Genomic DNA, 25,784 nt, shown 5'->3' on the forward strand with positions numbered 1-25,784 from the left:
CTATTTCTGCAGGCGGTGTAGTGCAGTGGTCGAGAGCGTCAGCGGGAAGTCGTTCATTCACGCAGTCGATTGGCTGGGGGCGTCAGTGATGCCCAACCCTTCATTGCAGCGGACGGCTTCGCCGCCCACTGACCTTTGACGTTAGGCGCCTCGAAGCGGCAAAGCGGCCCTATCCAGAGAGCCAGATTCCCGATATTTTCAGGCCACAGAATCGATCATTGGAGGAGATGAACCCATGCGAAGACTCATCCTGGCAGCAGCCATCACGATAGGCGTTACGGTCGGCGGTTGCGCCACTACCAACACAAACACGCTGGCACGCCCAGCAGTAGAAACGTCTGTCACTCTGAGAAGCAACTTCGTGTACACGCGAGAGAACTCTGGACTCACAAATAGGAATGTGTGGACCATCTCGCTTGCTTCTGGAACTTACAAGTCGGTGTTCGAAGACAGCGCCGGAACCTACTATCGAAGCAGCGGGAATGAATTGGTCGAGCGGCGCGACAGGCACGATTTCGGGTCCGAAACTCCGTCAAAGACCTTCACCTATGTCTATAACGGTGGAATCTACCTCCCGAAGGAGGCAACGCAGACGGCGAAGATTTTCATCATCGCCGGAACAATGCGAGCTGTTCAGTCACCTGAGGATGGTTCTACCAAAACCGAGGGCGGACGCCCCGTCACCGTCTTTATTCCCAACGTATCACCGGGGCAAGCAGCAGCGGGTGGGATTGTGGCCAATGTGATTCTTGCAGCCGGTGCCGCAAGTGAACGCGGAAACATAGCCTTCTATCGTGACTTCGCGCAGCCCGATGGGGCTCAGTTGAGAGGTGCGCTCGTGCAGTGAGCGAAGTTCGATGCGCGAAGCACTCGACAAGGCGCCTAATCGGGTAGCCGGGAGTTTCTAGCTCCCAGCCCCCACACCACCCACCGTGCGGGTCCGCAGTGGGCGGTTCAACAAGTCGGCTCGCTCGACGAAGCGCCTTCTCAAGTCGTGTAACCCTGGGCCTTGCACCACAGGTCTTTGACGCTGACCAAGCCTTGCGCCTTCAACCAGCCTTGCGGGCCGCGTCAGGCCAGTGGCCCGACCCTTCGCCAGGCACAAGCCGTCCACTGGACGCCTTGTGTCCGGGCTCAGCGTTGGACATCGCCTGCTGCGTCACCGGGGTTCGTGCCATGTGCCAGTACCCGTGGCTGCTGACCCCGTGCCGGATGGCCGACTTCAGGCCCACGCCCAGCGCCAGCAGGTGGCGGATCTTCGTGCGCGCCCAGCGCCACTGTTTAGCTACGACATAACTTGAGTACAAGTTAGTCTCCGCTGAAACTTCGTTTTCCAGTAGCACATGCGGATGCGCCGTCGCAGCCACTCATCCAGCTCGGGCACCGGGTGGTAGTACTGGCTCCCGCACATATCACCCCAGCTGTTGCAGCCGGCAGTCCATTGAGCCACCCAACTGCGCCCCTTCAGTTCACGCACCCGGTGCCTGAAGTTCCCTCGAGCTGTCGCATACTGCGGCCTGTGGCGCCAGAAATTGGAGCAAAGACATGGGCAACGTAAAGTCGATCGAAAAGGCGGTGGCGTCACTGCCACCCTCGGAACTGGCGGAATTCCGGCACTGGTTTGCCGAGTTCGACGCAGCAGCTTGGGACAAGCAGATCGAGCAAGACGCCAACTCAGGCAAGCTGGATTCGCTCTCTGCCGAGGCACTCGCTGACTATCGTTCCGGCTTGGCTCGTGAGCTTTAAAGCACACAGCGTCAAAGCGTTTCTGAGAGTGCCTTGAGACGCTGCCCGCCGAGGTTCAGGCGCTTGCGCAACGGAACTACGCTCTGCTCAAAGTCGATCCATTGCACCCGTCGCTGCATTTCAAAGCGGTCGGAAACGGCAAGTTCCACAGCGTCCGTGTTGGCCTCTACTACAGAGCACTTGGCCTCTGCTGTGCTTTGCGCCTTGCAGCCCATCCCAAACCAGGGCGCGCTGCATCGCGGGGGACTTATTCAGCGTTGCCCTAATCGGGTAGCCGTGGGCATTTAACCCCCACCCCACACACCACCTACCACGCACCACGCGGGTCCGCAGTGGGCGGTTCAACCCTTTGGCGCGCTCGACGAAGCCGTTATGTCGAACAGCCCTGCGCTTTGATCCAGCCCAGGCGCCGGGCGCGCGAGGTCAGGCACTACCGCGAGCTCTCAGCGAAACACCGAACTGCTTCTCCGCAAACCGCCACACCATCCGCGACGCATCCGGCCCATTGGCATCGCTGAAGCGCTGCTGCGCGGCGCCGCCGCTCCAGGCATGGCCCAGGCTGCCCACTTGCACCAGCGTGGCCACCAGTTCGCGCGAGCGCTTGAAGTGGGTCACCGTCATCGGGTAGCGCTTGCCGCGCTGCTGCGCCAGCGGCGCGCCCTCGCGGGCACCTGCGGCCTGGGACCACATCTGCGCCGCCGCATCGCCGTTGCGGGCAGACACGACGCCGTCGTCCTCGCCGTGAATCACCATCAACGGCGGCCAGGCTTCGGCAGGCTCGACCACTGACTGCAGCGAATGCGGCATGCGCCGCCCCTGCATCGCACCCACGGCCGAGACCGTTGAATGCGCCGTGCCCGGCGGCACGCCGGAATGCATGACCAGCGCCTTGAAGCGCTGCGGGTAGCGCGTGGCCAGCAGTGCCGCCATGCTGGCACCGGCAGACAGCCCCGCCACGGCCACACGATCACGGTCCGCCGCGTAGAGCACACAGACCTGATCGACGGCCCGCATGATCCAGGCCGCCTCGCTGAAGGCGCGACCCGACTGCGTGTCGAACCAGTTCCAGCAGCCTTGCGCGTTGGCCAGGCGCGGCTGCTCGGGGTAGAGCACCAGAAAGCGCTCGCGCGCCGCGACCGCGTTCATGCGCGTGCTTTCGGCAAAGTTCTTAGCGTCCTGGTGGCAGCCGTGCAGCATCACCATCAGCGGCAGCTTCTCGGCAAAGCGCACGCCCTCGGGGCGGAACAGCCAGTAGCGCCGCGGCCCGGCCTCGGTGAGCACTGAGCCCATCAGCCAGCTGCCCGCGCCGGGCGGCGGCTTGCGGCGGTCACGCAGCGGCTGGGCGGCGCGTTGCAGCAGCTGCGCGTTGCGGCCCAGCAGCGCCGCCCAGGAAGGCTGCTTCATAGGCGCAGCTTGGCACTCGCGGCATTCGCGGCGGTCGCGCTTTCCGCCACACCCACGCCCTCCTTCTTGGCCAGTTGCTCGGTGACTGGGTGCTCGCGCAACAGCGCGTTGAGCTCGTCGATCACATGAACCCAGTCGCCGTCGTCCTGGTGCCACTGCTCGCGGATGAAGGCGACCTGGCTCGCGCTCCAGAACGGCGCCTCGGACAGGTTGAGCGTCTGCGGCAAGGGCCGGTTTTCGAGCACGAAGACCTGGATGTCGTCCGCCGAATTCGGCAGGCCGAGCTGCGCAAAGAGGTCGGGCAAGTCGTGGTGTGTGGTGGTGTCCATGAGAACTCCTTTCAAGCTTGCACCTTAGGGCGGGGCGGCTGCAGCCGCTGTCAGCGGAGGCCTCATCCGAGAGGTTGCGTGGGGGCGCTCCGGCCAGCGCGCGGCTTCTGTCGGACAAAGGCGCGTTGTGCGCCAGCCAGTTCAGGCCTTCAGACTGGCCGGCTATCGTTGCGCCATGCCCAGCCCGCCCCCACCCTTGTTCGTCGTCTTCAACCGCGCCTCTGGCGCTGGGGACCGCGACGAGGTCGGGCCGGCCGTGGAGGCGGCCTGCGCTGCGGCAGGGCGCCGCTGTGAGCTGTTTCCCGTCGAACAACCCGGGCGCCTGGCGCAGGCCGCAAGCCAGGCCGTGCAGCGCGCTGTTCAAGCCGAGGGCATCGTCGTGGCCGCCGGGGGCGACGGCACCATCAACGGCGTCGCCCAGGCCGTGCTCGGCAGTGGCTGCCGCTTCGGCGTGCTGCCGCGCGGCACCTTCAACTACTTCGCCCGCACCCACGGCATTCCCACCGAGCTGGGCGCCGCGCTGCACGTGCTGCTGAACGAGCGCGCCGTACCCGTGCAGGTCGGCCTGCTCAACGAGCGTGTCTTCCTCGTCAACGCCAGCCTCGGGCTCTACCCCCAACTGTTGGAAGACCGCGAGACCTGGAAGCAGCAGTTCGGGCGCAGCCGGCTGGTGGCGTTCGGCGCCGGCATCGCCACCATCCTGCGCGGCCATCGCAGCCTGCGGCTGAGCGTTGAATATGGCGGTCAGACGCGCCAGGTGCGCACGCCGACGCTCTTCGTCGGCAACAACGCGCTGCAGATGGAGCAGGTCGGCCTGCCCGAGTCGCGCGCCATCGACAGCGGCTGCCTGGCCGGCATCACGCTCAAGCCGCTCGGGCGCTGGGCCTTGCTGGCACTGCTGGCGCGCGGTGCCTTCGGCCAGCTGGGCGAGGCGAGCGAGGTGCAGAACTTTTCATTCCGCCGCCTGACCGTGAACGCGCGCTCCCTGAGCGCCAAACGCATCAAGGTCGCCACCGACGGCGAGGTGCTGTGGCTGCCGCTGCCGCTGCGCTTCGAGGTGGCGCCGCAGCCGCTGCTGCTGATCCGCCCACAAGGGCTGGCGCAGGAGCGGCGCGAGGTGCAGGCAGGCCGCCCGGAGGCCGGCGCATGACGGTCGTGCTGCAGGTTTCCGACCCGCACTTCGGCACCGAGCGGCCCCAGGCCGTCGCGGCGCTGCAGCGCTTGTGCCAGGCGCTGCGCCCCGACCTGCTGCTCGTCACCGGCGACATCACGCAGCGCGCGCGCGCCCGGGAGTTCGCGGCGGCGCGGGCCTTCTTCGACCAGCTCGCCGTGCCGTCGCGCCTCACCATCCCGGGCAACCACGACATCCCGCTGTTCGACGTCTTCACGCGCGTCTTCAGCCCCTACCGCCGCTTCGCCCGCGCGTTTGGCCCGGTGCTGGAAGGCGAGTTCGAACGCGACGACCTGCTCGTCATCGCCCTCAACACGACGCGGCGCTGGCGGCACAAGAACGGCGAGGTCTCACCGGAGCAGGTCGAGCGCGTCGCCGACCGGCTGGCACGCGCCCGGCCGGGGCAGTTACGCCTGGTCGCCGTGCACCAGCCGGTCGCGGTGACCGAGGAGGTCGATGTCAACAACCTGCTGCGCGGCCACCGGCTGGCGGTGCAGCGCTGGGCCCAGGCGGGCGCAGACGCCATCCTCGGCGGCCACATCCACCTGCCCTATGTGCTGCGGTTGCCGGGCCTGCCACGGCCGGTGTGGGCCGTGCAAGCCGGCACGGCGCTCAGCAGTCGGCTGCGCGGCGGCATCAGCAATTCCGTCAACGTGATCCGCGGCCGCGCGGTGGAGCGGTGGGATCTGGACGAAGTGCCGGGCGAGTTCCGGCAGGTTCAGTCGACGGCGATTGGGGTCAGTGAAATCCGCATTTCGCCGTGACGGCGCTCTGCGTAGATGCCTATTCGGCCTCGGGCCTGTCGGGCGCAAAGCCACTGTGTGACTGCATGTCCGCCTGCGTGATGACGCTCCCGGGCGCGACGCTGCGCGTCAGCCACACGTTGCCGCCGATGACCGCGCCACGGCCGATGGTGATGCGGCCCAGCACCGTGGCGCCGGCGTAGATGACCGCCTCGTCTTCGACGATGGGGTGGCGCGGCTGGCCCTTGAGCACATTGCCTTCGCCGTCGGTGGGGAAGCTCTTGGCCCCTAACGTCACGTTCTGGTAGATGCGCACGCGCTCGCCCAGCACCGCCGTCTCGCCGATGACGACGCCGGTGCCGTGGTCGATGAAGCAGCCCGCGCCGATGGTCGCGCCGGGGTGGATGTCGATGCCCGTCTCGGCATGCGCCAGCTCGGCCACGACGCGCGCGATCAGCGGCAGCCCGAGGCCGTAGAGCTCGTGCGCCAGGCGATGGCTGATAAGGGCACGCACGCCGGGGTAGCACAGCAGCACCTCGTCCACGCTGCGCGCGGCGGGGTCGCCCTGGAAGGCTGCGAGCACGTCGCTGTCGAGCAGTTCGCGCACGGCCGGCAGCGTGCGCAGGAAGCGGCTCGCCAGCTCGGCGGCATCGGCCGCGGGCGTGGCGTCACCGCGCTGGCGGGCATCGTGGCGTAGCTCCAGCGCGGCTTGTTGGCGCAGCGTGCCCATGGCCGAGCCGAGCGTGTGGCCGACGTAGAAGTCCTCGGTCTCCGGCCGCAGCGTGGGCGGGCCCAGGCGCATGGGGAACAGCGCGCCGGACAGGCACGCCACCATCGACGCCAGCAGTTCGCGGGACGGCAGTTCGCGCCCGTCTTCGCCGCGCCGGTGCGCCTCGCGCCAGCGCCTGCGCGCGCCGCGTAAGGCCTCGACTACGGCGGGCAGTTCGTCGGAGGCGGGTGTGGAAGGGGTGGTTTCAGTCATGAGGTCGCAATATGCACGAATCGCGCTTCAGGTGGTGCTAGCTGCACACCTTGATGCCATGCGCCCCGGTGCCGTAGGTGTTCTGGATCGCCGATTGCGCGTTGGCCAGCCGCCCCATCGAGCGGCGCACGCTGCCGCCGGGCAGGCGCTCCAGCTTCACGCACAGCTCCGGGTCCAGGCCCATGGCGATGCGATCCTCGAACGTGGGCTTGGGCGAATTGCTGCGCGGGTCGTTGACGGCGGGGTTGGCCAGTGCGCCGAGCATCACGTCGCGTTGAGGTTTCAGCACCAGCGCGACCGGCCCGGAAGCGGCAAGGCCGGGCAGCCCGGCCACGGCGCTACCCTGGCCGGGCTCGACCGAGGTGCTCGGCGCGGCGGCGGTCGACACGCCGGCGGCGGCCTCAACCGGCGCGAGCGCAGGGATCTGCTCGACGGCGCGCGGCGCGGCGGCGCGTGCCGGTGGCGAAGGGGTCGCGCGTGCGGCGCGTTCGCGGCGCTCGGCGATCAGCCGAACGGCCACCGACGTCCGCGCCTCGGCCTCGCGGGGCAGCGCCTGCCTGGCCTGCCACACCGCCAGAAAAACCAGCACATGCCCCAGGCAGACCGCCGACGCCGCGACGGCGCGCCGCCTGGACGGCCTCAGGCCGGAATTGCCGCTCTCTGTCATGGCGCTTGGCCTCGCGGCGGGCAAAGCGGCCGATTCTGGGGCTGCCGCGTGTTGCCTGTCTTTCGCCAAGGTTAGGGCTGCGTAAATCTGCTCACGCCTGCCCGTCGCAGCGCCGTCGTGCCCCCGGCCGAGGGACCTACCGGCCGATCAAAGCGCCAGGCTGCCGTGCACGCCCTCGTCCACGCGCTTGCCGACGATGGCGCCGAAGAGCATCTTGATGCCCGCAATGGCGGTGCCGTGGCGGTTGTCCCAGTATTCGCCGCTGATCGGGTCCACGCGCAGCAGGCCGATGCGCGGGTCGTTCTCACCCTCGGTGAACCAGGCGCGCATCTTCGGGCTCCACAGGCGGTGGATGGTGGCGGGGTCGGTCACCAGGGTCGCAGTGCCGTCCAGCTTCAGGTGGCCGCTGTTGTCGCCCTCCTTGAAGAACAGCGTGACGCGCGGGTCGCGGTCCAGCTCGATGTTCTTGAGGCTGTCGACCTCGGTGAAGAACCACAGCGCGCCGCCGGCCTCCACCTCGGTGACGGTCATGGGCCGTGCGTGCAGTTGCGACGACATGCTCAGCGTGCAAAAGAAGCAGCTGTTGCCCGCCTTGACCATGTCGGCGATCTTCTGCGCGGCGGCCGGGCCGCTGAGGTCTTGCTCGGTGCTGACGTCGTCGTTGGACGGGGTACTGCGGCTGGCGTCTGTCATGTCGGTTCCTTGATTGCGTTCAGAGCGCCAAGCCTAGGGAAGGCCGGTGTTGGCGGGTGTCGGCCTGCAGGACGGGTGGCCGTCGGAAGGGGCCGGCCTGCCCTCCTACAGGCACTTCGGCCCTGGACGACGGGTGCGGCGGGAGGCGCTGCCTAGACTGGAATCCTGACCCCAACGATGTCAAGGAACCCGACATGCGACCCACCCAACGACACGTCCGACGATTCGCCAGCCTCACGCTGGTGGCGGCCGCCACCGTCTTCACCGCCACGGCCCACGCACGCTCCGACACGTCCTTCTTGAAGGAAGCCGCGCACGCCGGCGCCGCCGAGATCGAGGCCAGCAAACTGGCGCAGGCCAAGGCGAAGAACGCCGACGTGAAGGCCTTTGCCGAGTCGATGATTGCCGACCACACCCAGGTGGCCGACGAGCTCAAGGCCCTGGCTGCGACGAAGAAGGTCAAGCTGCCCGACGGCCCCTCGGTCTCGCAGAAGGCCGAGATCAAGCTCATCGATGCCGGCGACAACGACAAGTTCGACGAGCGCTATGCCAAGTACTTCGGCGTCAAGGCCCACCAGGAGACCATCGAGCTGTTCGAAAAGGCCTCGCTGGAAGCCAAGGACCCGGAGGTCAAGGCCTGGGCGCAGAAGACGCTGCCCGGACTGAGGCACCACCTGGAAATGGCACACGCGCTCACCGCCGTGACCCAGAAGTAAGGCCGCCGCGTCAGGCGCCGACGTAGCGCGTCAGCCCCTCCACCAGCGCATCGAAGACGAGGCGGCACGGCGCGCTCTGGCGCAGGTCTTCATGCATGGCCACCCAGGTCTCCAGCGGCCAGTTGAACTGCCCCGGCAGCAGGCGCTCCAGCACCGGCTCGCGGCGCGCCAGCGGCAGTTGGCAGACGCCGATGCCGGCACCCGCGCGCAGGAGCGCGAGCTGGGCCAGGTCGGAATCGCAGCGCAGCGCGAAGCTGTCGCGACTGATGCCGCCCAGCCGTTTGGCGCTGGCGCGGATGAAGGGCGTCACCGTGTCGAAACCGATCAGCGTGTGGCCTTGCATGTCGGCCATCGAGGTGGGCCGGCCACGGCGGTCGAGATAGGCAGGGTGGGCGTGCAGGCCCAGCTCAATGCTGCCGATGCGCCGCGCGATGAGCTGGCCCTGTTCGGGCGGCGTCATGCGCACGGCGATATCGGCCTCGCGGCGCAGCAGGTCCTGCACGCGATTGCCCAGGGCCAGTTCGAGCACAAGGCCGGGGTGGCGCTCGCGCAGCGCCGCAAAGATGGGCGGCAGCACCTCGATGCCGATGACCTCGCTGGCCGTCACACGCACCGTACCCACCAGCTCCGTGCCGCGCGCCGAGGCTGCTCGCTGCAGCGCTGCGGCGGCCGTCTCCATCTGCTCGGCATGGCCGCGCAGCGCCAGCGCCGCCTCGGTGGGCAGCAGGCCGGTGGGTGAGCGCGTGAACAGCAGCTGGCCCAGCACCTCTTCCAGCGCGGCGATGTGGCGGCCGACGGTCGGCTGTGTCAGCCCCAGCGTGCGCGCCGCGCCCGACAGCGAGCCCTCGCGCAGCACGCCGAGCAGCGTGTGCAGCAGTTCCCAGGGAGGCGTCGATGTCATGCAGGAATGTATAGCCGCACGCTCACCTTAGGCAATTCTCAAATAGCTCTCAGCTGCCCAGAATCCGGCTCATCAACTCTGGAACTAGCGATGAATAGCAACGCGATGAACAGCAACGACAAGACGGCCCTGGTGCTCGGTGCGAGCGGCGGCATCGGCGGTGAAGTGGCACGCCAGCTGCGCGACGCCGGCTGGACGGTGAAGGGGCTCAAGCGCGGCCTGAGCGCAGCGCACGAGCTGCAGAGACTGCACGAGGGCATCCACTGGCTGCGCGGCGATGCGCTCAACGCGGCCGACGTGGCCGGCGCGGCCCAGGGCTGCAGCGTCATCGTGCATGCCGTGAACCCGCCCGGCTACCGCGACTGGGACCGCCTCGTGCTGCCGATGCTGGACAACGCCATCGCCGCCGCCACGGCGCAGGGCGCGACGCTGGTGCTGCCCGGCACGGTCTACAACTTCGGGCCGGACGCTTTCCCCTTGCTCTGCGAGGACTCGCCGCAGCGCCCCGTCACCCGCAAAGGCGCCATCCGTGTCGAGATGGAGGCACGTCTGCTGGCAGCCAGCACCTGCGGCGCGCGTGTCATCGTCGTACGGGCCGGCGACTTCTTCGGCCCGCAGCCGGGCAACAACTGGTTCTCGCAGGGCCTGGTGAAGCCGGGCAAGGCAGTGACGAGCATCAGCAACCCCGCCGCGCCAGGCGTGGGCCACCAGTGGGCCTACCTGCCCGACGTGGCGCGCACCATGGTCGAGCTGCTCGCCAAGCGCGAGACGCTGCCCGCCTTCGCCAGCTTCCACATGGCCGGCCACTGGGACGCCACCGGCCGCCAGATGGCCGAGGCCATCCAGCGCGTCGCCGCTCGCCACGGCCGCGCGCCACGCATCACCGCCCTGCCCTGGTGGCTGCTGAAGCTGGCCTCGCCTTTCGTCGCCACCCTCAAGGAGATGCAGGAGATGCGCTACCTGTGGCAAGAGCCTGTGCGCCTGGACAACGCCCGCCTGCTCGCCACACTCGGCGACGAGCCCCACACGCCGCTGGACGACGCCATCGAGGCCTCGCTGCGCGGACTGGGTTGCCTGCCCGCCGCCAGTGCCCTGTGCCTGACCGTCGCTGCGGGATAGCGCTACCATTTGCCTCCTTGATGAGGAGACGATGGTGGTGGACGACGTGACGGGCAAGAAGAAACTGCGCAGCCAGGAGTGGTTCGGCGGGCGCGACAAGATGGGTTTTGTGCACCGCGCCTGGCTGCGCAATCAGGGCCATCCCAACGACTATTTCGGCGGCAAGCCGGTCATCGGCATCTGCAACACCTGGAGTGACCTGACGCCCTGCAACGGCCACCTGCGCGACCTGGCTGAGTCGGTCAAGCGCGGCATCCTGGAGGCTGGCGGCGTGCCGATGGAGTTCCCGGTCATGTCGCTCGGCGAGACGATCATGAAGCCGACCACCATGCTGTTCCGCAACCTGGCGAGCATGGACGTGGAGGAGTCGCTGCGCGCCAACCCGCTGGACGCCGTCGTGCTGATGACCGGCTGCGACAAGACCACGCCGTCGCTGCTGATGGGCGCCTGCAGCGTCGGCCTGCCGGCGCTGGTGGTGTCCGGCGGGCCGATGCTGAACGGCAAGTTCCGCGGCGGCGAGATCGGCTCGGGCACCTTCAACTGGCAGGTCAAGGCCAAGATCGACAGCGGCGAGTTCAGCGAGGCCGACCTGACCGAGGCCGAAGTCTGCGGCGCCCGCAGCGCCGGCCACTGCAACACCATGGGCACGGCGTCGACGATGGCCGTCATGGCCGAGGTGCTGGGCATGACGCTGCCTGGCATGGCCTCCATCCCGGCCGCCGACTCGCGCAAGAAGCTGATGGCCCAACTGAGCGGCAGGCGCATCGTCGACATGGTGCGCGAGGACCTGACGATGGCCAAGGTGCTGACGCGCCAGGCGTTTGAAAACGCCATCGTCGTCAACGCCGCCGTGGGTGGCTCCACCAACCTCATCCTGCACCTGCTGGCCATCGCCGGCCGCATCGGCGTGCCCCTGGCGCTGGAAGATTTCGACCGCCACGGCAGCCAGGTGCCGCTGCTCGTCAACCTCAAGCCCTCGGGCGAGCGGCTGATGGAGGACTTCTTCTACGCCGGCGGCCTCTCCGTCGTGATGAAGGAGCTGGGCGCGCTGCTGCACCGCGACGTGCTGACAATCAACGGCCAGACGCTGGACGCCAACTACCGCGCGGCGCAGTGCTACGACGCGACCGTCATCCGCCCGCTGACCGAGCCGCTGCAGCCCGCCGCCGGCATCGCCGTGCTGCACGGCAACCTGTGCGAGAACGGCGCCATCATCAAGCCCTCGGCTGCCACGCCCGCGCTGCTGCGCCACACCGGCCCGGCCGTCGTGTTCAGCAGCATGGAGGACTACCACGCGCGCATCGACCAGCCCGATCTGGCCATCACCGCCGACAGCGTCATCGTGCTGCAGGGCGTGGGCCCGCGCGGCTACCCTGGCATGCCCGAGGTGGGCAATGTCGACCTGCCGCGCAAGCTCGTCGAGCAGGGCGTGCAGGACATGGTGCGCATCTCCGACGGCCGCATGAGCGGCACGGCCTACGGCACCGTCGTGCTGCACGTCGCACCCGAGGCAGCCGCCGGCGGCACGCTGGCGCTGGTGCAGGACGGCGACCTCATCGAGCTGGACGTGTCCGCGCGCCGGCTGCAGCTGCTGGTGGACGACGCCGAGCTGGCCCGCCGCCGCGCCGCCTGGGTGCCGCCCGCCGCCGTGGCAACGCGGGGTTATGTGAAGCTCTACATCGACCATGTGCAGCAGGCCCACCTTGGCGCGGACCTCGATGTGCTGGTGGGCAGCTCGGGCTCCGTCGTCGAGCGAGACTCTCACTGAACGGCCGCTGCCCATAATCGGCAGCTTGCCCACTCGCACCGCCACCCCATGACCTACTGCGTCGCGATGCGCCTGCGCGCCGGCCTGCTATTTGCGTCGGACACCCGCACCAATGCGGGCGTCGATCACATCGCGAGCTTTCGCAAGATGTACCAGTTCCAGATCCCGCACCAGCGCGAGATCGTCGTGCTGACGGCGGGCAACCTGGCCACGACGCAGTCCGTCATGTCGGTGCTGAACCAGCGCCTGCATGGCGACGGTGAGCACCTGCTCAACGTGCCCACGCTCTACGACGCGGCCGCGCTGCTCGGGCGCACGCTGAAGGAGATCGTCAACCGCGATAGCCACGACTACGGCGGCAATGTGGACTTCGGCGCCAACATGCTGATCGGCGGCCAGATCGTGGGCGAAGGCCCGCGCCTCTTCCACGTCTACCCGCAGGGCAACTTCATCGAGGCCACGGAGGACACGCCTTACTTCCAGATCGGCGAGAGCAAGTACGGCAAACCCATCATCGACCGCGTCGTCCGCTACGACACGACGCCGCTGGACGAAGCCGCCAAGTGCACGCTGGTCAGCTTCGACTCCACCATCCAGTCCAACCTGTCGGTCGGCCTGCCCATCGACATGCTGATGCTGCGCGCCAACCAGTTCGACATGGCCATGAAGCCGCCACACCGCATCGGCCGCGACGACCCGTATTTCCTGGCGCTTCGCTTGGGGTGGAGCGCGGGGCTGCGCAAGGTGTTCGACGACCTCCCGAACGAGCCCTGGTTCGACGAGTGAACTGTTGGCCCCTCGCCCGGTCTTGCCGTGCTGAACGCAGGCAAACCCGGTCGGTCCCCCGAGGGGACGGCGATGCTCGCGGGGCGTGCCCCGCTCGCACATCGCCAGACGGGCCGGCTTGGGAGCGGCCCGGCGCTCGGCCCCGCAAACGCACCACGCGCCGGGTAGATCAGACGGACCCCAGCACGCGCATCGAGTAATCGACCGCGCGTACGTCCTTCGTCAGCCGGCCGATGGAGATGCGGTCCACGCCGGTGGCGGCGATCCAGCGGAGCTGATCCAGCGCCACGCCGCCCGACACCTCCAGCAGCGCGCGGCCAGCATTCACCGCGACGGCCTCGCGCATCATGGCTTCGCTGAAGTTGTCCAGCAGCACGCTGACGGCGCCGGCATCCAGCGCCTCGTGCAGTTGGGCAATCGTCTCCACCTCGATCTGGATGTCCACGCCCGACTCCAGCGCCTGCGCGGCGCGCAAGGCCTGACCCACGCCGCCGGCTGCGGCGATGTGGTTTTCCTTGATGAGGATGCCGGCGTACAGCGCCAGCCGCTGGTTCTGCCCGCCGCCCACACGCACCGCGTACTTTTGCGCCAAGCGCAGGCCAGGAATGGTCTTGCGCGTGTCGAGGATGGCGCAGCCGTTGGGGTTGGTGCTGGCGCCGGCCACCGCGTCGACATGGGCGCGCGTGATCGTCGCCGTGCCGGACAGCAGCTGCAGGAAGTTCAGCGCCGGCCGCTCGGCACTCAGCAACTGGCGGCCATCGGCCTCGATGCGGCAGACGATGCTGTCGGCCGTCATCACCGCGCCTTCGTCGACCAGCCAATCGATGCGGCTGCTCGAATCCAGCGCGGCGAACACGCCGTCGAACCAGTCCCGCCCGCACAGCACCGCCTGTTCGCGCACGCGCACCTGGGCGGCCACGCGCCGGCCGGCAGGCACGAGCTGTGCCGTCCAGTCGCAGCGGCCGATGTCTTCTGCCAGCGCCTCGCGGATGTTGCGCGCGCGGGCCTGCTCCAGAGTCTCGTTCTCAAACATCACTCGGCTGGCCCCACCGTCAACATGATCTCGCCCAGGCCCTCGATGCGGCCCGTGATGACGTCGCCCGTCACCACCGCACCCACACCCGCCGGCGTGCCCGTGTAGATCAGGTCGCCCGGGTGCAGGTGATACAGCTGCGACAGGTTGGAGACGATCTCCGCCTGGCTCCAGATCATGTCGCCCAGGTCGCCGTGCTGCTTCTCGACACCGTTCACGCTCAGCGTGATGGCGCCCTTCTCCAGCAGGCCGACCTCGCTGACGCGGGCGATGTCGGTCAGGATGGCGGACTGGTCGAAGCCCTTGGCCGTGTCCCAGGGCTTGCCGCCGGCCTTGGCCACCGCCTGCAGGTCGCGGCGCGTCATGTCCAGGCCGGCGGCATAGCCCCAGATGGCGGCGCGGGCCGCCTCGGGCGTGACCTTGAACACCGGCGCGCCGATGGCGATCACCAGCTCCATCTCGTAGTGATAGTTCTTCGTCTCGGTCGGGTAGGGCACCGTCGAGCCGGAGGCCGTCAAGGCCGTGGCGGGTTTGGTGAAATAGAACGGCGGCTCGCGCGTCGGGTCGGCGCCCATCTCGCGGGCATGATCGGCATAGTTGCGGCCGACGCAGAAAATGCGGCTGACCGCGTAACGGGCCGCCGTGCCGCGCACGGCGGCGCTGGGGGTCTCGACCGGAGGGAAGACGAAGTTGCTCATGGCATGGCATCGACGATGGAAACAGAGCACGCAGCATACTGGGCTGGCCCTCGCGCTGGTCGCGCTGGCGCTGCTCGGCGGCTGTGCCAGCAAGCCCGTCAGCAGCGACCGTGACGGCCCGCTGCCCAACCCGCCGGCCGAGCTGCTGAAGGTGCCCGACGCCGTGCCGCGCCTGGAGGCCATCCGCATCGGCGGCCCGAACAAGCCATATGAGGTGCTGGGCGAGCGCTACGAGCCATTCGCCGCAGACGTGCCCTACGTCGACCGCGGCCTGGCCTCCTGGTATGGCCGCAAGTTCCACGGCCGGCCCACGGCCAGCGGCGAGGTCTACAACATGTACGCGATGACGGCGGCGCACCCCACGCTGCCCATCCCCAGCTACGCCCGCGTGCGCAACCCGGCCAACGGGCGCGAAGTCATCGTGCGCGTCAACGACCGCGGCCCCTTCCACAAGGGCCGCATCATCGATCTCAGCTACACCGCCGCGCTCAAGCTCGACCTGCTGCGCGGCGTGGCGCCGGTCGAGGTGCGGCGCATCACCTACGCCGAGATCCGCGCCGGCAACTGGCAAAGATCGGCAAGCGGGCCGGCCAACGAACCCACACCCGTCTTCGTGCCCGACTCGCCACCCGGCGCGCCGCAACGCGAGACGACCGCCGTAGTGGCCGCCACGGGCCTGACCTACTGGCTGCAGTTCGGCGCCTTCGCCAAGCTCGACGGCGCCGAGGCCCTGCGCCAGCGCGTCGCCGAGGCCGACCTCACCCTGCTGCCGCTGCTCACCATCGTCCGCGAGGCCGGCATGAACCGCCTGCGCGCCGGGCCCTTCCCCAGCGCGGACGAGGCGCAGGCCACGGCGGCGAGGTTGAACGAGGAAAGCGGGCTGGACGCGACCGTGGTGACGAAGCGTTAGCGCCCGCCGCCCACGTCCAGCAGCGCGCCGACGGTGTAGCTGGCGGCATCGCTGAGCAGCCAGGCAATCGCCTCCGCCACTTCCTCCGCGCGGCCCAGGCGCTGGATGGGAATGGACGCCGCGATGTCCGCCGCCCTCACATCAATGCGACTGGCGGCATGGATCTCCGTCTCGATGATGCCCGGCCGCACGCCGTTGACGCGGATGCCCTCGCCGATGAGTTCGCGCGCCAGGCCCTTGGTCAGCGTGTCGACGGCGCCCTTGGTGGCGGCGTAGTCCACATAGGTGCCGCCCGAGCCGAACTCGGCCGCGCGCGAACTGAGGTTGACGATCGCGCCGCCAGCGCCACCGCGCGCCGTGCTCATGCGCCGCGCGGCCTGCTGGCAGCACAGCAGCGTGCCGATGACATTGACGTCGAAAAGCCGCCGCCAGCGCTCGGGCGCCATGGCCTCCAGCCGCGCGGCCGGCGCGACGATGCCGGCGTTGTTGACGAGGCCGCGCAAACGACCTCCTTCGGCATCGAGGCGCTCGAACATCTTCACGACCTGGGCCTCGTCCGCCACGTCGGCCTGAAGGGTCAGCGCGCGGCGGCCGAGTCCGTGCAGTCTGGCCGCGAGCGCCTCGGCGGCGGCGCTATCCTGCACGTAGTTGATGGCCACATCCCAGCCGGCCTCGGCGCAACGCAACGCAGTGGCCGCGCCAATGCCACGCGATCCCCCAGTGATCAAGACCCAAGCCGACATGGCCGGCATTGTGGCCTTGTCGCCGAAGATCAGCGCCACTCCCAAGCCGCATGGAATTCCTCGACGTCCCGACGGTCCTCCAGATCAGCGCCCTCTTCAATGTGACGGCAGCGCTGGTGTGGCTGACGCTCGCGCAGGCCTTTCGCATCGCGCCGCGCGCCAGCCGGCTGATGGCTGCCGGCCACGTGCTGCGCGCCGCCACCCAGGGTTGCGGCGACTGCATGGCCGGCTGGCCCGAGCTGCTGCGCCAGGCCATTCCCGAGTTCGGCCTGCTGGGCTGCGTGGTGCTGCTGCTGCTGGCGCTGCGCCGCATGGTGCGCAACCGCCGACGCGCGCGCGACATCCACTGGATCGGCGGCCTGGGCGCCTTGGGGCTAGCCGCCAGCCTGGCCAGCGGCTCCAGCGTGGCACCCCCGCTCGCCAGCACGGTGGCGGTAACCGTGCTGGCCCTGCTGGCCGTGCGAGAGGTGCTGCGCGGCGTGGGTGACCAGCTCTCCGGCATCGTCACGGCCTTCATGACGCTGCCCTTCGCCGCCCTGGCGACGCTGGGCATCGTCCACGCCGCCGAGCTGCTGCTGCACCCGGGCTGGGGCGGCCCCATCGTGCGCAATGAGCTGCCCTCGGCCGAGCGCGCCGCGCTGCTGTTCGTCGTCACGGCCAGCATCACGCTCAGCCTCATCGCGCTGATGATCTGGCGCGTCATCATGCGCATCCAGCACCTGACGCACCGCGACCCGCTGACCGGTGCGCTGAACCGCCGCGCCTTCGAGCAGGCGCTCGACAGCGCCCAGGCCCAGCTGCAACGCGGCCACGGCTTCGCGCTGGCGATGATCGACATCGACCACTTCAAGCGCGTCAACGATGCCCACGGCCACCCCGCCGGCGACGCCGCCCTGCAGCACTGCGTGCGCATCTGGCGGCAGGGGCTGCGCGAGGTGGACCGCCTGGGCCGCCTGGGCGGCGAGGAGTTCTGCGCGCTGCTGCCGCTGGCGTCGCCGGCCGATCTGGCCACGGCCGCTGCCGTCACCGAGCGTCTGCGCGCCGCGCTGGAGGCCGAGCCGTTGCTGTGGCAGGGCCAGGTGTTGCCGCTGACCGCCAGCTTTGGCGTGGCCCTGCCGGTGACCGGCGACCCGAAGGGCGAGGTCGGCCTGGTGCGGGCCGACGGCGAGCTCTACCGCGCCAAGGCCGAGGGGCGCAACCGGGTCTGCGTCGCGACGCATCTGCAGCCTGCGGGCGCCTCATGAGCGCACCCTCGCAGACGCTGACGCTGCTGGCCGGCATCATCGCGGTGGCCGGCGTGTCGACGGTGGTGTGGCTGGCGCTGGCCATGGTCGCGCGCATCGCGCCGCGGGCCTCGCTGACGATGGCCGGCGCCAACGGGGCCGCCGCGCTGTCGCTGGCCCTGCATGCGCTGCGCGGCGGGTTGCCCGACGGCCTCACCCACTGGCCCGCCGACGTGCTGGCCGTGGCCTCCTTCGCCCTGCTCGGCGCGGCCGTGGCGGCCATCACGACCCGGCACCTGCCGTGGAAGCCCTCGGCCGCAGCCGTTGCCGCTGCAGCGCTGGTGCTGCTGATGCTCCCCTACGACGGCGACCTGCGCTGGCAGGGCCGTGTTGTCAGCGGCACGGCCGCCGTGCTGATGCTTGCCGCAGGCATGACGGCCTGGCGCCATCTGGGCGGCGCCACCGATGGCCGCCGCACGCCGGCCCCGCTGGCCCTGCCCCTCTTCCTCATCGCGCTGCTGATGGCGCTACGCGGCGCCGACAGCTTCCTGCATCCCGGCAACACGGCCGATATCCGCCTGCCCTCCGGCTTCAATCTCGCCTTCCTGTGGGCAGCCCTGGCGCTGACGCTGCTGCAGAACGCGACGCTGTCCTTCCTGGTGCTGATGCGCCTCATCCGCCGCATCGAGCGCCTGCTGGAGCGCGACCCGCTGACCGACACGCTGAACCGCCGCGCCTTCGACCAGGCGCTGGACTACGCCCATGCCTGGTTCAAGCGCGGCCGCGGCTATGCCCTCGTCATGATCGACATGGACCGTTTCAAGCAGCTCAACGACACCCTGGGCCACGCCGCCGGCGACACCGCGCTGCGCCTGATGGTGCATGAGCTGCAGCCCTGCCTGCGCGAGGTGGACCGCTTCGGCCGCCTGGGCGGCGAGGAGTTCTGCGTGCTGCTGCCCGACACCGACATCGCTGGCGCGGCGCTGGTGGCCGAGCGCATGCGCGCCCTCGTGCACGCCGCGCCGCTGCGCTGGCTGGAGCAGGACTGGCCGCTCAGCGCCAGCTTCGGCATCACCGAGGCTGAGCGCGGCGACGCCAGCAGCGACGCCGTGCTGGCGCGCGCGGATGCAGCGATGTATCGGGCCAAGGGCCAGGGCCGCAACGTCGTCCAGGCCTGAAGGTCTGGCCGCAGGCGACCGCAGGGGGCTTCACCGCACCGGGAGTCCCTCGTGCAAGCCATCCGCCGGCTCGTTCTCCGTGTGCCGGTCAGGCTCCGTGGTGCGGAGGATTTCGTTCAGCACGGACGTGGCATAAGTCCCGGCGGGCAACGAGAACGTGAGCGACAGTTGATCGGCTTGCGGCCATTCCCAGGACATGTCCGCCGGCCTGGCCACCAGGGCGCGGCGCTCCTGATCCAGACCGGCATGCTCCATGCCGTCGCACAGGGTGGCGTGAGCTTGCGCCACGCCGTTTTCCAGTGCCTGCGCTTGATCTGCGGTGCTCACGCGGCCCCGTCCCCACAGCGGGCCGGTGGGCAGGCCCGCTTCGTCCATCACGTCGCCGGGCAGGGTCTTGCCCCAGAGGCCCTGCTGAATGCGCAGTGCCAGCACTTCATTGAAGACGAAGGAGCGCACCGCCGACAGGTAGATGCCCTTCTTCTTCGGGTTGCGCACGCGGATTTCGCGCGCCAGCATGGCCCGGCCCTGTTCGACGTTGCCGCCGTCAAAGCCGAAACGCTGAGCGCCGAAGTAGTTGGGCACGCCCTGTGACGCCACGGCCGCAAGATTGGCCTCAATGGCATCACGGTCACCGGTCACGTCTCGCAGCAAGATGCGGAATCGGTTGCCCTGCAGATCACCGGGGCGCAGCTTCTTCAAGTGGCGGCTCTGGCTCAGGACCTTGAATTCCGGGTGCTGAAGCACGGTCAGGTCGGGCGTCTCGCCTTTCCCTTCCCCTTTCCCTTCCCCTTTTCCGTTGGGCAGATAGATGCTGAACCACTGCCGGGTGATGGCGTAACGGTCTTTCAGGCCGGCATAGCCCACATCCCTTTCCTGCACGCCGGCGGCCTCGGCCAACTGCTGGGCGACGAAGGCGGTGTTGGCACCGTTCTTTTCGATGTCCAGCCAGATGTGTTCGCCCTCACCGGAGGGCAACTGCAGCGGCAGTTCGGTGACGATGAAATCCTCGTTGAGGTGTTTCAGCGTGGCGCCGGCGCCGCTGGCCGGATAAGCGTTGGGCCAGGGCGGCAAGGAGGTGTATTGAGCGTCGGTCATGAGGGGCCAGGCGGCAGCAGCTGTGGGAAGGCGCGGGCTGCCTCGCCGACCAGGGGCAGTCCAGGCCGTGATTGTCTCGCTACCCGCGCAATGGGGTCACGATGCCGCGCTTCGATCCCGTCGCTTGATCCAGCGCAAGCCGGCCGCTGGCGCACTGCCTAGCATGGCTCTGCGCGAACTTGACGCGTGGCCACCTTCGGCAGAGGAACAAGCAAGATGGAACTCGAAGCTCAAGCACACCAGCCCATGCTGCGCCAGCTGCTGCTTTGCCGCCAGACCGAGTTGCGCGCCGAGGTGCGTGGGGCGGTGCTGGCGCGTCAGACGGAACAGAGCGACAGCACGGAGGTGACGGACTTCAAGGACGGCGCCGAGCGAACCCAGCGCCATCAGACCGAGGACTTCCAGGCCGAACGCGACCTGCGCGAGTTGCAGGACGTCGACGACGCGCTGGGCCGGCTCGATGCCGGCAGCTACGGCGACTGCGCCGGCTGCGGCGAGCCCATCGCCGTGGCGCGACTCACGGCCCTGCCGTCGGTGCGGCTATGCGCCGCGTGCCAGGCCGGCCAGGAGCGGCGGCCATGAGGGCGCTTGTCATCGGCCGCCGTCGCCTGGCGCTCGCATCGCTGGCCGTGGCCGCGCTGGCCGCCCTGGCGACCTTGGCTGCAGGCTGCGCCGTCGAGGTGCAGAACGCCAAGCCGGCGCGGGAGCTGGCGCGCCAGGCCTTGCCCGAGGGCGACCTCTATGTCGGCTGGCGGGTCTTCCAGCAGAAGTGCGCCAGCTGCCACGGCATGGCGGCGACCGGTTCCGGCAACGCGCCCGACCTGCTGCCGCGCCTGCGCGAAATGGGTTCGCACCAGTTCATCGGCCTGGTGCTCAGGCGCTACGACTGGCTGCTTGCCGCCGCCGAGTCCAGCCCGACCGGCGCGACCCAGAGCGCCGTGGCCGAGAAGGTGCTGCAGGGCAGGGAAGCGGAGCTGGTGATGCCGGCCTGGAAGGGCGACCCCGTGGTGTCGGCCCACATCATCGACCTCTATGCCTATCTGGCCGCTCGCGCGGATGGCATCCAGGGGCCCGGCCGGCCGCCGCATTAGAAGTGGCGCGTCAAGGGCGCGAGAACTCCTCGAAAGCCGCCACGGCGCTGGCGGCGTACATCAGAGAGGGCCCGCCGCCCATATAGGTGGCCACGCCCAGCGTTTCGTCGACCTCCTGGCGCGTCGCGCCCAGCTTGACGAGGGCCTGCACGTGAAAGCCGATGCAGCCCTCGCAGTGCGCGGCGACGCCCAGCGCCAGCGCGATCAGTTCCTTGGTCTTGCGGTCCAGCGCCCCGTCGGCGAGGGCGGCCCGCCCGAGTTCGTTGAAGGCCTTCAGCGTCTGCGGCGTGTTCGTCCGCAGCGACGCCAGGCCGCTGCTGATTTGCTGGGTCAGCTAGTGGTATTCAGTGCCCATGGGTGCCAGCGCTCTTTTGCCCGGCGGGACTGGCAGGCGCCTTCAGGGCGCAGCTGCTGAAGCCGAACGGCAGGTAGGCGGGGCAGGTGCCGACCAAGCCGGTCAGCAGCGGCACGAGGCCGATCCACCCCCAGCCGCCGACGATGCCGAACCACACGGCCGCGATGAGCCCGAGGCCGACGAGCACGCGTGCGGTGCGGTCGATGAGTCCGACGTTCTGAAGCATGGTGCGCTCTCCGTTGCAGTGGAAAGCCGATCATGGAGAGCCGCCACGTCACCGCCATTGACCCAGGTCAAGGACCCGTCACCACACCGTGCACCGCTGCCCAGCCGGCTTCACCAGCTTGGCCCCGCGCTTGGATCGCTTCGGCCGCCTGGGCGGCGAGGAGTTCTGCGTACTGCTACCCGACACCGACATCGCCGGCGCAGCGGCAACGTGGTGACTGGCCCGTGCCGACCAGGCGCTGTACCGCACCAAGGCGCAGGGGTGCAACGTCGTGTAGGAATGAGGGGCCGCCCCGACCCGCCGCGCTGCCGGGCTTTCATCCGGCTTGCAGGGCCAACGCCCCCAGCCCGCGAGCAGGCCAAGTGAAGCCCAACCGCCGAAAGCCACGACTTTCGCAGTGAGCCGAGAAAACAAGTCGCCGTCGTATTCGGAGCCAAGCACGATCTCGGTCCTGTCAGGCGCCCGATTCATTGCGTGCTTCATCGGCCGCGCGCAGCTTTTCAGACACAAATTGTGCGCGTGACGCCGCAGTGTTTGGCCTTCCATGAAGCAAGCACCAAGGCAACAACTCCTCGCAGCTGACGAGCACCTTGACAGGATGAACTCCGGTCTTCCGGATAGCAGCGAGCGCAGCTTCTGCCATGACGTGCCATTCAACATAGGTGGCTTCGAACCGTTCCGGATCTGTGGCGGCCTCCTTCACGCGACTCCAGTTCTCCTCCGAGTACCAGGTGACGCCAAAGACCGTGGGGCGCGCGGCCTTCTTGGCGCGCAGACGTTCCAGCAGACTTCGCTTCTTCATACGGCGGATGCTTCCGAACTGGCCGCGTCAAGGGCGGCAACGTGTGCGCTGAGCCGCGAGCGGCGGCTGGGCGTGGAAGGCCCAGAATGAAATGAGGGCCTGAGTGACCAGCCGTTGCGAGGCGGCTCGAACGCAGGGTTGGGCCTCTTACTACTGAACATGAGGACGAAGAACATCATCGCGCTGCGAATATGGTTGCATGTCGACTTCCGGAAAGTCAGACGTGTACACACCCCAGGCCATGTATTCATAGTATTTGGTCATCGCCTCGAAGTGGCTCTCGGCATCTACTGTCCAAACGCAACGCGCGCCCGGCTCCAGGAGAGCGCGAGCAGCATCACCGTTCGGACCAGCGAGACAGAACGTTTGCCCGGACGACTCGACCCAAAGTTCGTGAAGCATGTTCGTAGAGGCTCAACGTCGGCGCTCAGCGGACGGCAAAGCCGTCCCCTGCAGCAAAAGGTTGGGCAGCCCGCGCCTGAGCGTTGCGGCGAACTAGTAGCGCCAGAAAGCAGACCGACCACCAGAAGGCCAGCGTTATCCAGAGCAACGCTCGATTTGGCATTGACACGCCCAACTGCTCGAGCACCCACTGGGCGGCGAATCCCGGCCAAAACGCAAACACCGGGCCCAGCTGCAGATCAAAGAGCAGAAAGGCGGAAACGCATATCACCATGACCGCACATGCGAGGAGGAGCGCACCCAGTGCAAGCAGAACGTGCTTCATGAGGCCTAACGTGCGCGCTCAGCGAGCGGCGTAGCCATCAGCTGCAGCGAGGTTAGGGCTACGCTGAACAAGTAGACGATTTCGTCTCAGCGTCGCGCGATGGTTCTTCCGGCTCGAATTGACCCTGATTTGACGCGCCAAAGTCGCATTTCTGGCCCTTTCGAGGCGCTGAGCGCCTCACCGCGCCCACTGCGGGCGCACTCATGCCACCAGGCGCTTGCGCGCCATGTAGATGTTGGCCAAGCCCAGCACCACGAACGCACGCGTGGCGTTCTTGGCCAGCCCCTTGTAGCGAACCTTGTTGAAGCCGAACTGGCGCTTCACGACCGCAAACATGTGCTCCACCCGCGAACGGGTCTTGGACTTGATGCGGTTGACGATGCGCTCGATGTCGGCCGCCACGCCACTCCCGCTGACACGCTGGTTCGTTCGGTCCACGGCGTGTGTCGCCTTGGATGCAATCAGCTCTTGCTGCGAGGCGTAAGCACTGTCGCCGAACACCTCCCGCTCGGCCCCGTGCAACAGCTGCGGCAGCGGGTGCTTGTCGTGCACGTTGGCCGCGGTCACCACCGCGCTGTGCGCCAGCCCGGTCTTGCTGTCCACGCCGATGTGCAGCTTCAGGCCGAAGTACCACTGCTGGCCTTTTTGGGTCTGGTGCATCTCGGGGTCGCGCTCGCGCTTGTCGTTTTTGGTCGAGCTCGGTGCCGAGATGATGGTGGCGTCGACGATGGTGCCGGTACCGACCTTCATGCCTTTGCCTTGCAGCACTTCACCGACCTTGGCGAACAGGGCTGCGCCCAGCTGGTGCTTGTCGTCCTCCAGCAGGCGGCGGAACTTCAGCAAGGTGGTGCCATCCGGAACACGCTCGCGGCCCAGGTCGATGCCCACGAAGCGGCGCAGCGCCGTGCTGTCCAGGAGCGCTTCCTCGCAGGCCTCGTCGGCGAGGTTGAACCAGTGCTGCACGAAGTACATGCGCAGCATGCGCTCCAGCCCGATGGGTGGCCGGCCCCTGCCGGCCTTCGGGTAGTGCGGCTCGATGACCTCGCACAGCGCAGCCCACGGGACGATGGAATCCATCGTCTGCAAGAACACGTCACGCTTGGTTTGCTTGCGGAATCGCTCGAACTCCGCACCCTGATCTGCTGCCGCTGCGAGTGTTGCTTGCTTCATGCGAGCATCATCCCAACGCGCCTCCTGAGTCGCCACCAGATCAACCCGGAAGTGGCGGAATTAATCAGCGTTGCCTTAGCCATCATTTCAGCCTCGCAATCAGGCTCTGCATGTGGCCGCTCCATCCGGGGAACTCCTTCTTGTTCTCCTGCCATAGCTCTCGAAGCTCAGACTTGGGGCCATTCATAACACGCAACACAGCCTTCGCAGCGACAGGAGCGAGCATTGCGATTTCGGCCTTCTGTTGCTGCTCCAGCCAAGATGAGAGTTCCTTGGGCAGAAACTTGGACGGCCGGCCTTTCGACGCTGCGACAACCTCTGCTGCTGCAACGGCCATGGAGCACTCTGGAGATTCAAGATATCCATCGGCTAGCGCAGCATTGAGCGCGGCCGAGATGCGCTTTGAACCCCTAGATCCCACGCATTGGCTGGCCCAGTCCATAGCATCGTCGTTGCTGAAGCTATCCGATTCCCACGCGCCCGCTTGAGCTTGTGAAACGAGTGCCGATGCTGCGGCGAGAAGTATGAGATCGCGACGGTTCATGTCTGGCTAACGTTCGCGCTCAGCGGGCGGCGAAGCCGTCCGATGCAGCGTAGGGTTGAACATCAGGCTAGCCATGCAAGGCTGCCTCGACAATTTTTTGAACGCGCTTCATATCAATGCCATCTCGCTGCTCAATTGCGAGTGGGTGACCTGCGGCTTCAATGGTGATTACCGGCCGTTCTCCAACGGGTGAAGTTTGGACCGATGTCTTCAGGCTGAGTGTCGTCGGCTCGTACGGGAGTGCACTTTGAAGCCAGCCGAAAAACGGCGGTTCGCTTTCTCGACCCTCCTGCTCCCACAACTCATTGACTCGCAAAAAGCTCTTTTCGCTCAGGGACACCCACACAAGCCACACGAACGGCCCTTGGCCATCAAGAACTGGCAGGAGGAGACGGCCAAGAATAAAAAAGTGCTTGCCTTGAATGACGCATTGGTCTGACGAAATACCTGAATCGTCGCCGCGCTCGGACTCTGTCATCGAATGCCAAAGCGCAGGCGCCGACGCTCCGAGACACATCGGCAGGTCATCATGGAATTCGCCGCAAGTGGCGCAAAGAAAGCCGCTCATGCTGATGTTCAACGTTCGCGGTAAGCGGACCAGCCAGCGTAGCTGGCGCAGGTCCTCTTGACAAAATGGTTATGCAGCGTCATCAAACTCACCTTCCGCCACTTGCGGCGCATCAGACGAAAGAACGCTAACGCAACGATTGCCTGTGACGATCAGCCATTCGTTGCCTTCATGCTTGCTTTGCAATCCTTGCAGAGACCACTCTTCCGCGCGCCAGCCGCCGCTGACGACAGAGAGGACATGGTGCCCGCGATGAAACCCCGGAGAAGCCCAGTACCTGGCGAGGTCGGCTTCATCAAGCATGCGGAACTCGCAAGCCTCTGGAAACGAAATCCGCAAACCATTGAACCGCTGCTGACCAGCGGGCGAGGATGCAATCAAGATTTCGAGCCGCCC

32 protein-coding genes are annotated in these 25,784 nt (G+C 67.8%); 14 read left to right on the forward strand and 18 right to left on the reverse strand.

Translation table 11 applies throughout. The annotated features are described in order from the left end of the window. Nucleotides 1-235: 235 nt before the first annotated feature. Together ABIS05_RS25075 and ABIS05_RS25080 are read left to right on the forward strand one after the other, a co-directional pair. Nucleotides 236-847, forward strand: a complete 612-nt coding sequence (locus ABIS05_RS25075; protein ID WP_348009493.1) for a hypothetical protein — start codon at nucleotides 236-238, stop codon at nucleotides 845-847. A gap of 698 nt (nucleotides 848-1,545) precedes the next feature. Continuing rightward, nucleotides 1,546-1,746 carry a hypothetical protein gene (locus ABIS05_RS25080; protein WP_348009494.1) on the forward strand — a complete coding sequence of 67 codons (201 nt, stop codon included), beginning with the start codon at nucleotides 1,546-1,548 and terminating at the stop codon, nucleotides 1,744-1,746. A gap of 423 nt (nucleotides 1,747-2,169) precedes the next feature. Here ABIS05_RS25080 and ABIS05_RS25085 read toward each other — a convergent pair whose 3' ends face one another. Together ABIS05_RS25085 and ABIS05_RS25090 are read right to left on the reverse strand one after the other, a co-directional pair. Next, nucleotides 2,170-3,150 carry a PHB depolymerase family esterase gene (locus ABIS05_RS25085; RefSeq protein WP_348009496.1) on the reverse strand — a complete coding sequence of 327 codons (981 nt, stop codon included), beginning with the start codon at nucleotides 3,148-3,150 and terminating at the stop codon, nucleotides 2,170-2,172. Continuing rightward, entirely contained in the window at nucleotides 3,147-3,479 is a 333-nt protein-coding gene (locus ABIS05_RS25090) for a DUF2789 family protein (RefSeq protein ID WP_348009497.1), read from the reverse strand. Before ABIS05_RS25090 ends, ABIS05_RS25085 begins: the two co-directional genes overlap by 4 nt. 175 nt (nucleotides 3,480-3,654) lie before the next feature. Between ABIS05_RS25090 and ABIS05_RS25095 the strand changes: the two genes are divergently transcribed. Both ABIS05_RS25095 and ABIS05_RS25100 read left to right on the forward strand, forming a co-directional pair. Next, entirely contained in the window at nucleotides 3,655-4,629 is a 975-nt protein-coding gene (locus ABIS05_RS25095) for a diacylglycerol kinase family protein (protein WP_348009498.1), read from the forward strand. Further along, nucleotides 4,626-5,414: a metallophosphoesterase gene (locus ABIS05_RS25100; RefSeq protein ID WP_348009499.1), complete on the forward strand. Its 789-nt coding sequence runs from the start codon at nucleotides 4,626-4,628 to the stop codon at nucleotides 5,412-5,414. The genes ABIS05_RS25095 and ABIS05_RS25100 overlap by 4 nt, the downstream gene beginning before the upstream one ends. Nucleotides 5,415-5,433: 19 nt before the next feature. Here ABIS05_RS25100 and epsC read toward each other — a convergent pair whose 3' ends face one another. The 3 genes from epsC to ABIS05_RS25115 all read right to left on the reverse strand — a co-directional run bounded on the left by epsC (nucleotide 5,434) and on the right by ABIS05_RS25115 (nucleotide 7,735). After that, on the reverse strand, nucleotides 5,434-6,375 hold the full coding sequence (epsC, locus tag ABIS05_RS25105; protein WP_348009500.1) for a serine O-acetyltransferase EpsC: 942 nt from the start codon (nucleotides 6,373-6,375) through the stop codon (nucleotides 5,434-5,436). A gap of 37 nt (nucleotides 6,376-6,412) precedes the next feature. Continuing rightward, nucleotides 6,413-7,042, reverse strand: a complete 630-nt coding sequence (locus ABIS05_RS25110; protein WP_348009501.1) for a hypothetical protein — start codon at nucleotides 7,040-7,042, stop codon at nucleotides 6,413-6,415. 147 nt (nucleotides 7,043-7,189) lie between these two features. Further along, complete coding sequence (locus tag ABIS05_RS25115; RefSeq protein WP_348009502.1) at nucleotides 7,190-7,735, reverse strand: pyridoxamine 5'-phosphate oxidase family protein; 546 nt, start codon at nucleotides 7,733-7,735, stop codon at nucleotides 7,190-7,192. A gap of 194 nt (nucleotides 7,736-7,929) precedes the next feature. Here ABIS05_RS25115 and ABIS05_RS25120 point away from each other — a divergent pair, with 194 nt between their 5' ends. Further along, nucleotides 7,930-8,451 (forward strand): DUF4142 domain-containing protein, encoded by a 522-nt coding sequence (locus tag ABIS05_RS25120; RefSeq protein WP_348009503.1) that lies wholly within the window; start codon nucleotides 7,930-7,932, stop codon nucleotides 8,449-8,451. A 10-nt stretch (nucleotides 8,452-8,461) separates the two neighbouring features. Here ABIS05_RS25120 and ABIS05_RS25125 read toward each other — a convergent pair whose 3' ends face one another. Then, nucleotides 8,462-9,352 carry a LysR family transcriptional regulator gene (locus tag ABIS05_RS25125; RefSeq protein WP_348009504.1) on the reverse strand — a complete coding sequence of 297 codons (891 nt, stop codon included), beginning with the start codon at nucleotides 9,350-9,352 and terminating at the stop codon, nucleotides 8,462-8,464. Between the two features lie 90 nt (nucleotides 9,353-9,442). Between ABIS05_RS25125 and ABIS05_RS25130 the strand changes: the two genes are divergently transcribed. Genes ABIS05_RS25130 through ABIS05_RS25140 form a run of 3 tightly spaced genes read left to right on the forward strand, consistent with a single transcriptional unit; the run spans nucleotide 9,443 to nucleotide 13,025 of the window. Further along, nucleotides 9,443-10,471: an NAD-dependent epimerase/dehydratase family protein gene (locus tag ABIS05_RS25130; RefSeq protein ID WP_348009505.1), complete on the forward strand. Its 1,029-nt coding sequence runs from the start codon at nucleotides 9,443-9,445 to the stop codon at nucleotides 10,469-10,471. Between the two features lie 31 nt (nucleotides 10,472-10,502). Then, the gene (locus tag ABIS05_RS25135; protein WP_348009506.1) at nucleotides 10,503-12,239 is read left to right on the forward strand and encodes an IlvD/Edd family dehydratase; all 1,737 of its coding nucleotides are present in this window, start codon (nucleotides 10,503-10,505) and stop codon (nucleotides 12,237-12,239) included. A gap of 48 nt (nucleotides 12,240-12,287) precedes the next feature. Continuing rightward, nucleotides 12,288-13,025, forward strand: a complete 738-nt coding sequence (locus tag ABIS05_RS25140) for a proteasome-type protease (RefSeq protein ID WP_348009507.1) — start codon at nucleotides 12,288-12,290, stop codon at nucleotides 13,023-13,025. A 169-nt stretch (nucleotides 13,026-13,194) separates the two neighbouring features. Here the strand turns inward: ABIS05_RS25140 and nadC are convergent, their stop codons facing one another. Together nadC and ABIS05_RS25150 are read right to left on the reverse strand one after the other, a co-directional pair. Further along, a complete protein-coding gene (nadC, locus tag ABIS05_RS25145) occupies nucleotides 13,195-14,058 on the reverse strand; it encodes a carboxylating nicotinate-nucleotide diphosphorylase (RefSeq protein WP_348009508.1) in 864 nt (287 codons plus the stop codon). Next, entirely contained in the window at nucleotides 14,058-14,756 is a 699-nt protein-coding gene (locus ABIS05_RS25150) for a fumarylacetoacetate hydrolase family protein (RefSeq protein WP_348009509.1), read from the reverse strand. Before ABIS05_RS25150 ends, nadC begins: the two co-directional genes overlap by 1 nt. On the opposite strand from ABIS05_RS25150, the gene ABIS05_RS25155 reads away from it, so the two are divergent. Further along, entirely contained in the window at nucleotides 14,755-15,666 is a 912-nt protein-coding gene (locus ABIS05_RS25155; RefSeq protein WP_348009510.1) for a septal ring lytic transglycosylase RlpA family protein, read from the forward strand. The genes ABIS05_RS25150 and ABIS05_RS25155 overlap by 2 nt on opposite strands. Here the strand turns inward: ABIS05_RS25155 and ABIS05_RS25160 are convergent. Continuing rightward, a complete protein-coding gene (locus ABIS05_RS25160; protein WP_407074819.1) occupies nucleotides 15,663-16,418 on the reverse strand; it encodes an SDR family oxidoreductase in 756 nt (251 codons plus the stop codon). The genes ABIS05_RS25155 and ABIS05_RS25160 overlap by 4 nt on opposite strands. A 41-nt stretch (nucleotides 16,419-16,459) precedes the next feature. Here ABIS05_RS25160 and ABIS05_RS25165 point away from each other — a divergent pair, with 41 nt between their 5' ends. After that, the gene (locus ABIS05_RS25165) at nucleotides 16,460-17,653 is read left to right on the forward strand and encodes a GGDEF domain-containing protein (protein ID WP_348009512.1); all 1,194 of its coding nucleotides are present in this window, start codon (nucleotides 16,460-16,462) and stop codon (nucleotides 17,651-17,653) included. Continuing rightward, nucleotides 17,650-18,810 carry a GGDEF domain-containing protein gene (locus ABIS05_RS25170; RefSeq protein WP_348009513.1) on the forward strand — a complete coding sequence of 387 codons (1,161 nt, stop codon included), beginning with the start codon at nucleotides 17,650-17,652 and terminating at the stop codon, nucleotides 18,808-18,810. Before ABIS05_RS25165 ends, ABIS05_RS25170 begins: the two co-directional genes overlap by 4 nt. A gap of 30 nt (nucleotides 18,811-18,840) precedes the next feature. Here ABIS05_RS25170 and truD read toward each other — a convergent pair whose 3' ends face one another. Continuing rightward, entirely contained in the window at nucleotides 18,841-19,905 is a 1,065-nt protein-coding gene (truD, locus tag ABIS05_RS25175) for a tRNA pseudouridine(13) synthase TruD (RefSeq protein ID WP_348009514.1), read from the reverse strand. Between the two features lie 216 nt (nucleotides 19,906-20,121). On the opposite strand from truD, the gene ABIS05_RS25180 reads away from it, so the two are divergent. Both ABIS05_RS25180 and ABIS05_RS25185 read left to right on the forward strand, forming a co-directional pair. Continuing rightward, a complete protein-coding gene (locus ABIS05_RS25180; protein WP_348009515.1) occupies nucleotides 20,122-20,487 on the forward strand; it encodes a TraR/DksA family transcriptional regulator in 366 nt (121 codons plus the stop codon). Next, the gene (locus ABIS05_RS25185; RefSeq protein WP_348009516.1) at nucleotides 20,484-20,996 is read left to right on the forward strand and encodes a c-type cytochrome; all 513 of its coding nucleotides are present in this window, start codon (nucleotides 20,484-20,486) and stop codon (nucleotides 20,994-20,996) included. The genes ABIS05_RS25180 and ABIS05_RS25185 overlap by 4 nt, the downstream gene beginning before the upstream one ends. A gap of 10 nt (nucleotides 20,997-21,006) precedes the next feature. Here the strand turns inward: ABIS05_RS25185 and ABIS05_RS25190 are convergent, their stop codons facing one another. Both ABIS05_RS25190 and ABIS05_RS25195 read right to left on the reverse strand, forming a co-directional pair. After that, complete coding sequence (locus ABIS05_RS25190) at nucleotides 21,007-21,330, reverse strand: carboxymuconolactone decarboxylase family protein (RefSeq protein WP_348009525.1); 324 nt, start codon at nucleotides 21,328-21,330, stop codon at nucleotides 21,007-21,009. Nucleotides 21,331-21,340: 10 nt separating this feature from the next. Next, nucleotides 21,341-21,577, reverse strand: coding sequence for a DUF2892 domain-containing protein (locus tag ABIS05_RS25195; RefSeq protein ID WP_348009517.1), 237 nt, complete (start codon nucleotides 21,575-21,577; stop codon nucleotides 21,341-21,343). A gap of 88 nt (nucleotides 21,578-21,665) precedes the next feature. Here ABIS05_RS25195 and ABIS05_RS25200 point away from each other — a divergent pair, with 88 nt between their 5' ends. Beyond that, a complete protein-coding gene (locus ABIS05_RS25200; protein ID WP_348009518.1) occupies nucleotides 21,666-21,794 on the forward strand; it encodes a hypothetical protein in 129 nt (42 codons plus the stop codon). 237 nt (nucleotides 21,795-22,031) lie between these two features. On the opposite strand, the gene ABIS05_RS25205 is transcribed toward ABIS05_RS25200, so the two are convergent. The 6 genes from ABIS05_RS25205 to ABIS05_RS25230 all read right to left on the reverse strand — a co-directional run. Beyond that, entirely contained in the window at nucleotides 22,032-22,379 is a 348-nt protein-coding gene (locus tag ABIS05_RS25205) for a hypothetical protein (protein ID WP_348009519.1), read from the reverse strand. A gap of 427 nt (nucleotides 22,380-22,806) precedes the next feature. After that, nucleotides 22,807-23,106, reverse strand: coding sequence for a hypothetical protein (locus tag ABIS05_RS25210; RefSeq protein ID WP_348009520.1), 300 nt, complete (start codon nucleotides 23,104-23,106; stop codon nucleotides 22,807-22,809). Between the two features lie 201 nt (nucleotides 23,107-23,307). Continuing rightward, nucleotides 23,308-24,276 carry an IS5 family transposase gene (locus tag ABIS05_RS25215; protein WP_348009521.1) on the reverse strand — a complete coding sequence of 323 codons (969 nt, stop codon included), beginning with the start codon at nucleotides 24,274-24,276 and terminating at the stop codon, nucleotides 23,308-23,310. Nucleotides 24,277-24,358: 82 nt separating this feature from the next. Then, a complete protein-coding gene (locus ABIS05_RS25220) occupies nucleotides 24,359-24,820 on the reverse strand; it encodes a DUF4259 domain-containing protein (RefSeq protein WP_348009522.1) in 462 nt (153 codons plus the stop codon). A gap of 67 nt (nucleotides 24,821-24,887) precedes the next feature. Beyond that, the gene (locus ABIS05_RS25225; protein WP_348009523.1) at nucleotides 24,888-25,388 is read right to left on the reverse strand and encodes a DUF2199 domain-containing protein; all 501 of its coding nucleotides are present in this window, start codon (nucleotides 25,386-25,388) and stop codon (nucleotides 24,888-24,890) included. Between the two features lie 69 nt (nucleotides 25,389-25,457). After that, nucleotides 25,458-25,784, reverse strand: a 327-nt coding sequence (locus tag ABIS05_RS25230) for a hypothetical protein (protein WP_348009524.1), incomplete at its 5' end; no start/stop codon positions are given.

This window comes from Roseateles sp. (genome assembly GCF_039929605.1).
GTDB lineage: Bacteria > Pseudomonadota > Gammaproteobacteria > Burkholderiales > Burkholderiaceae_C > Pelomonas.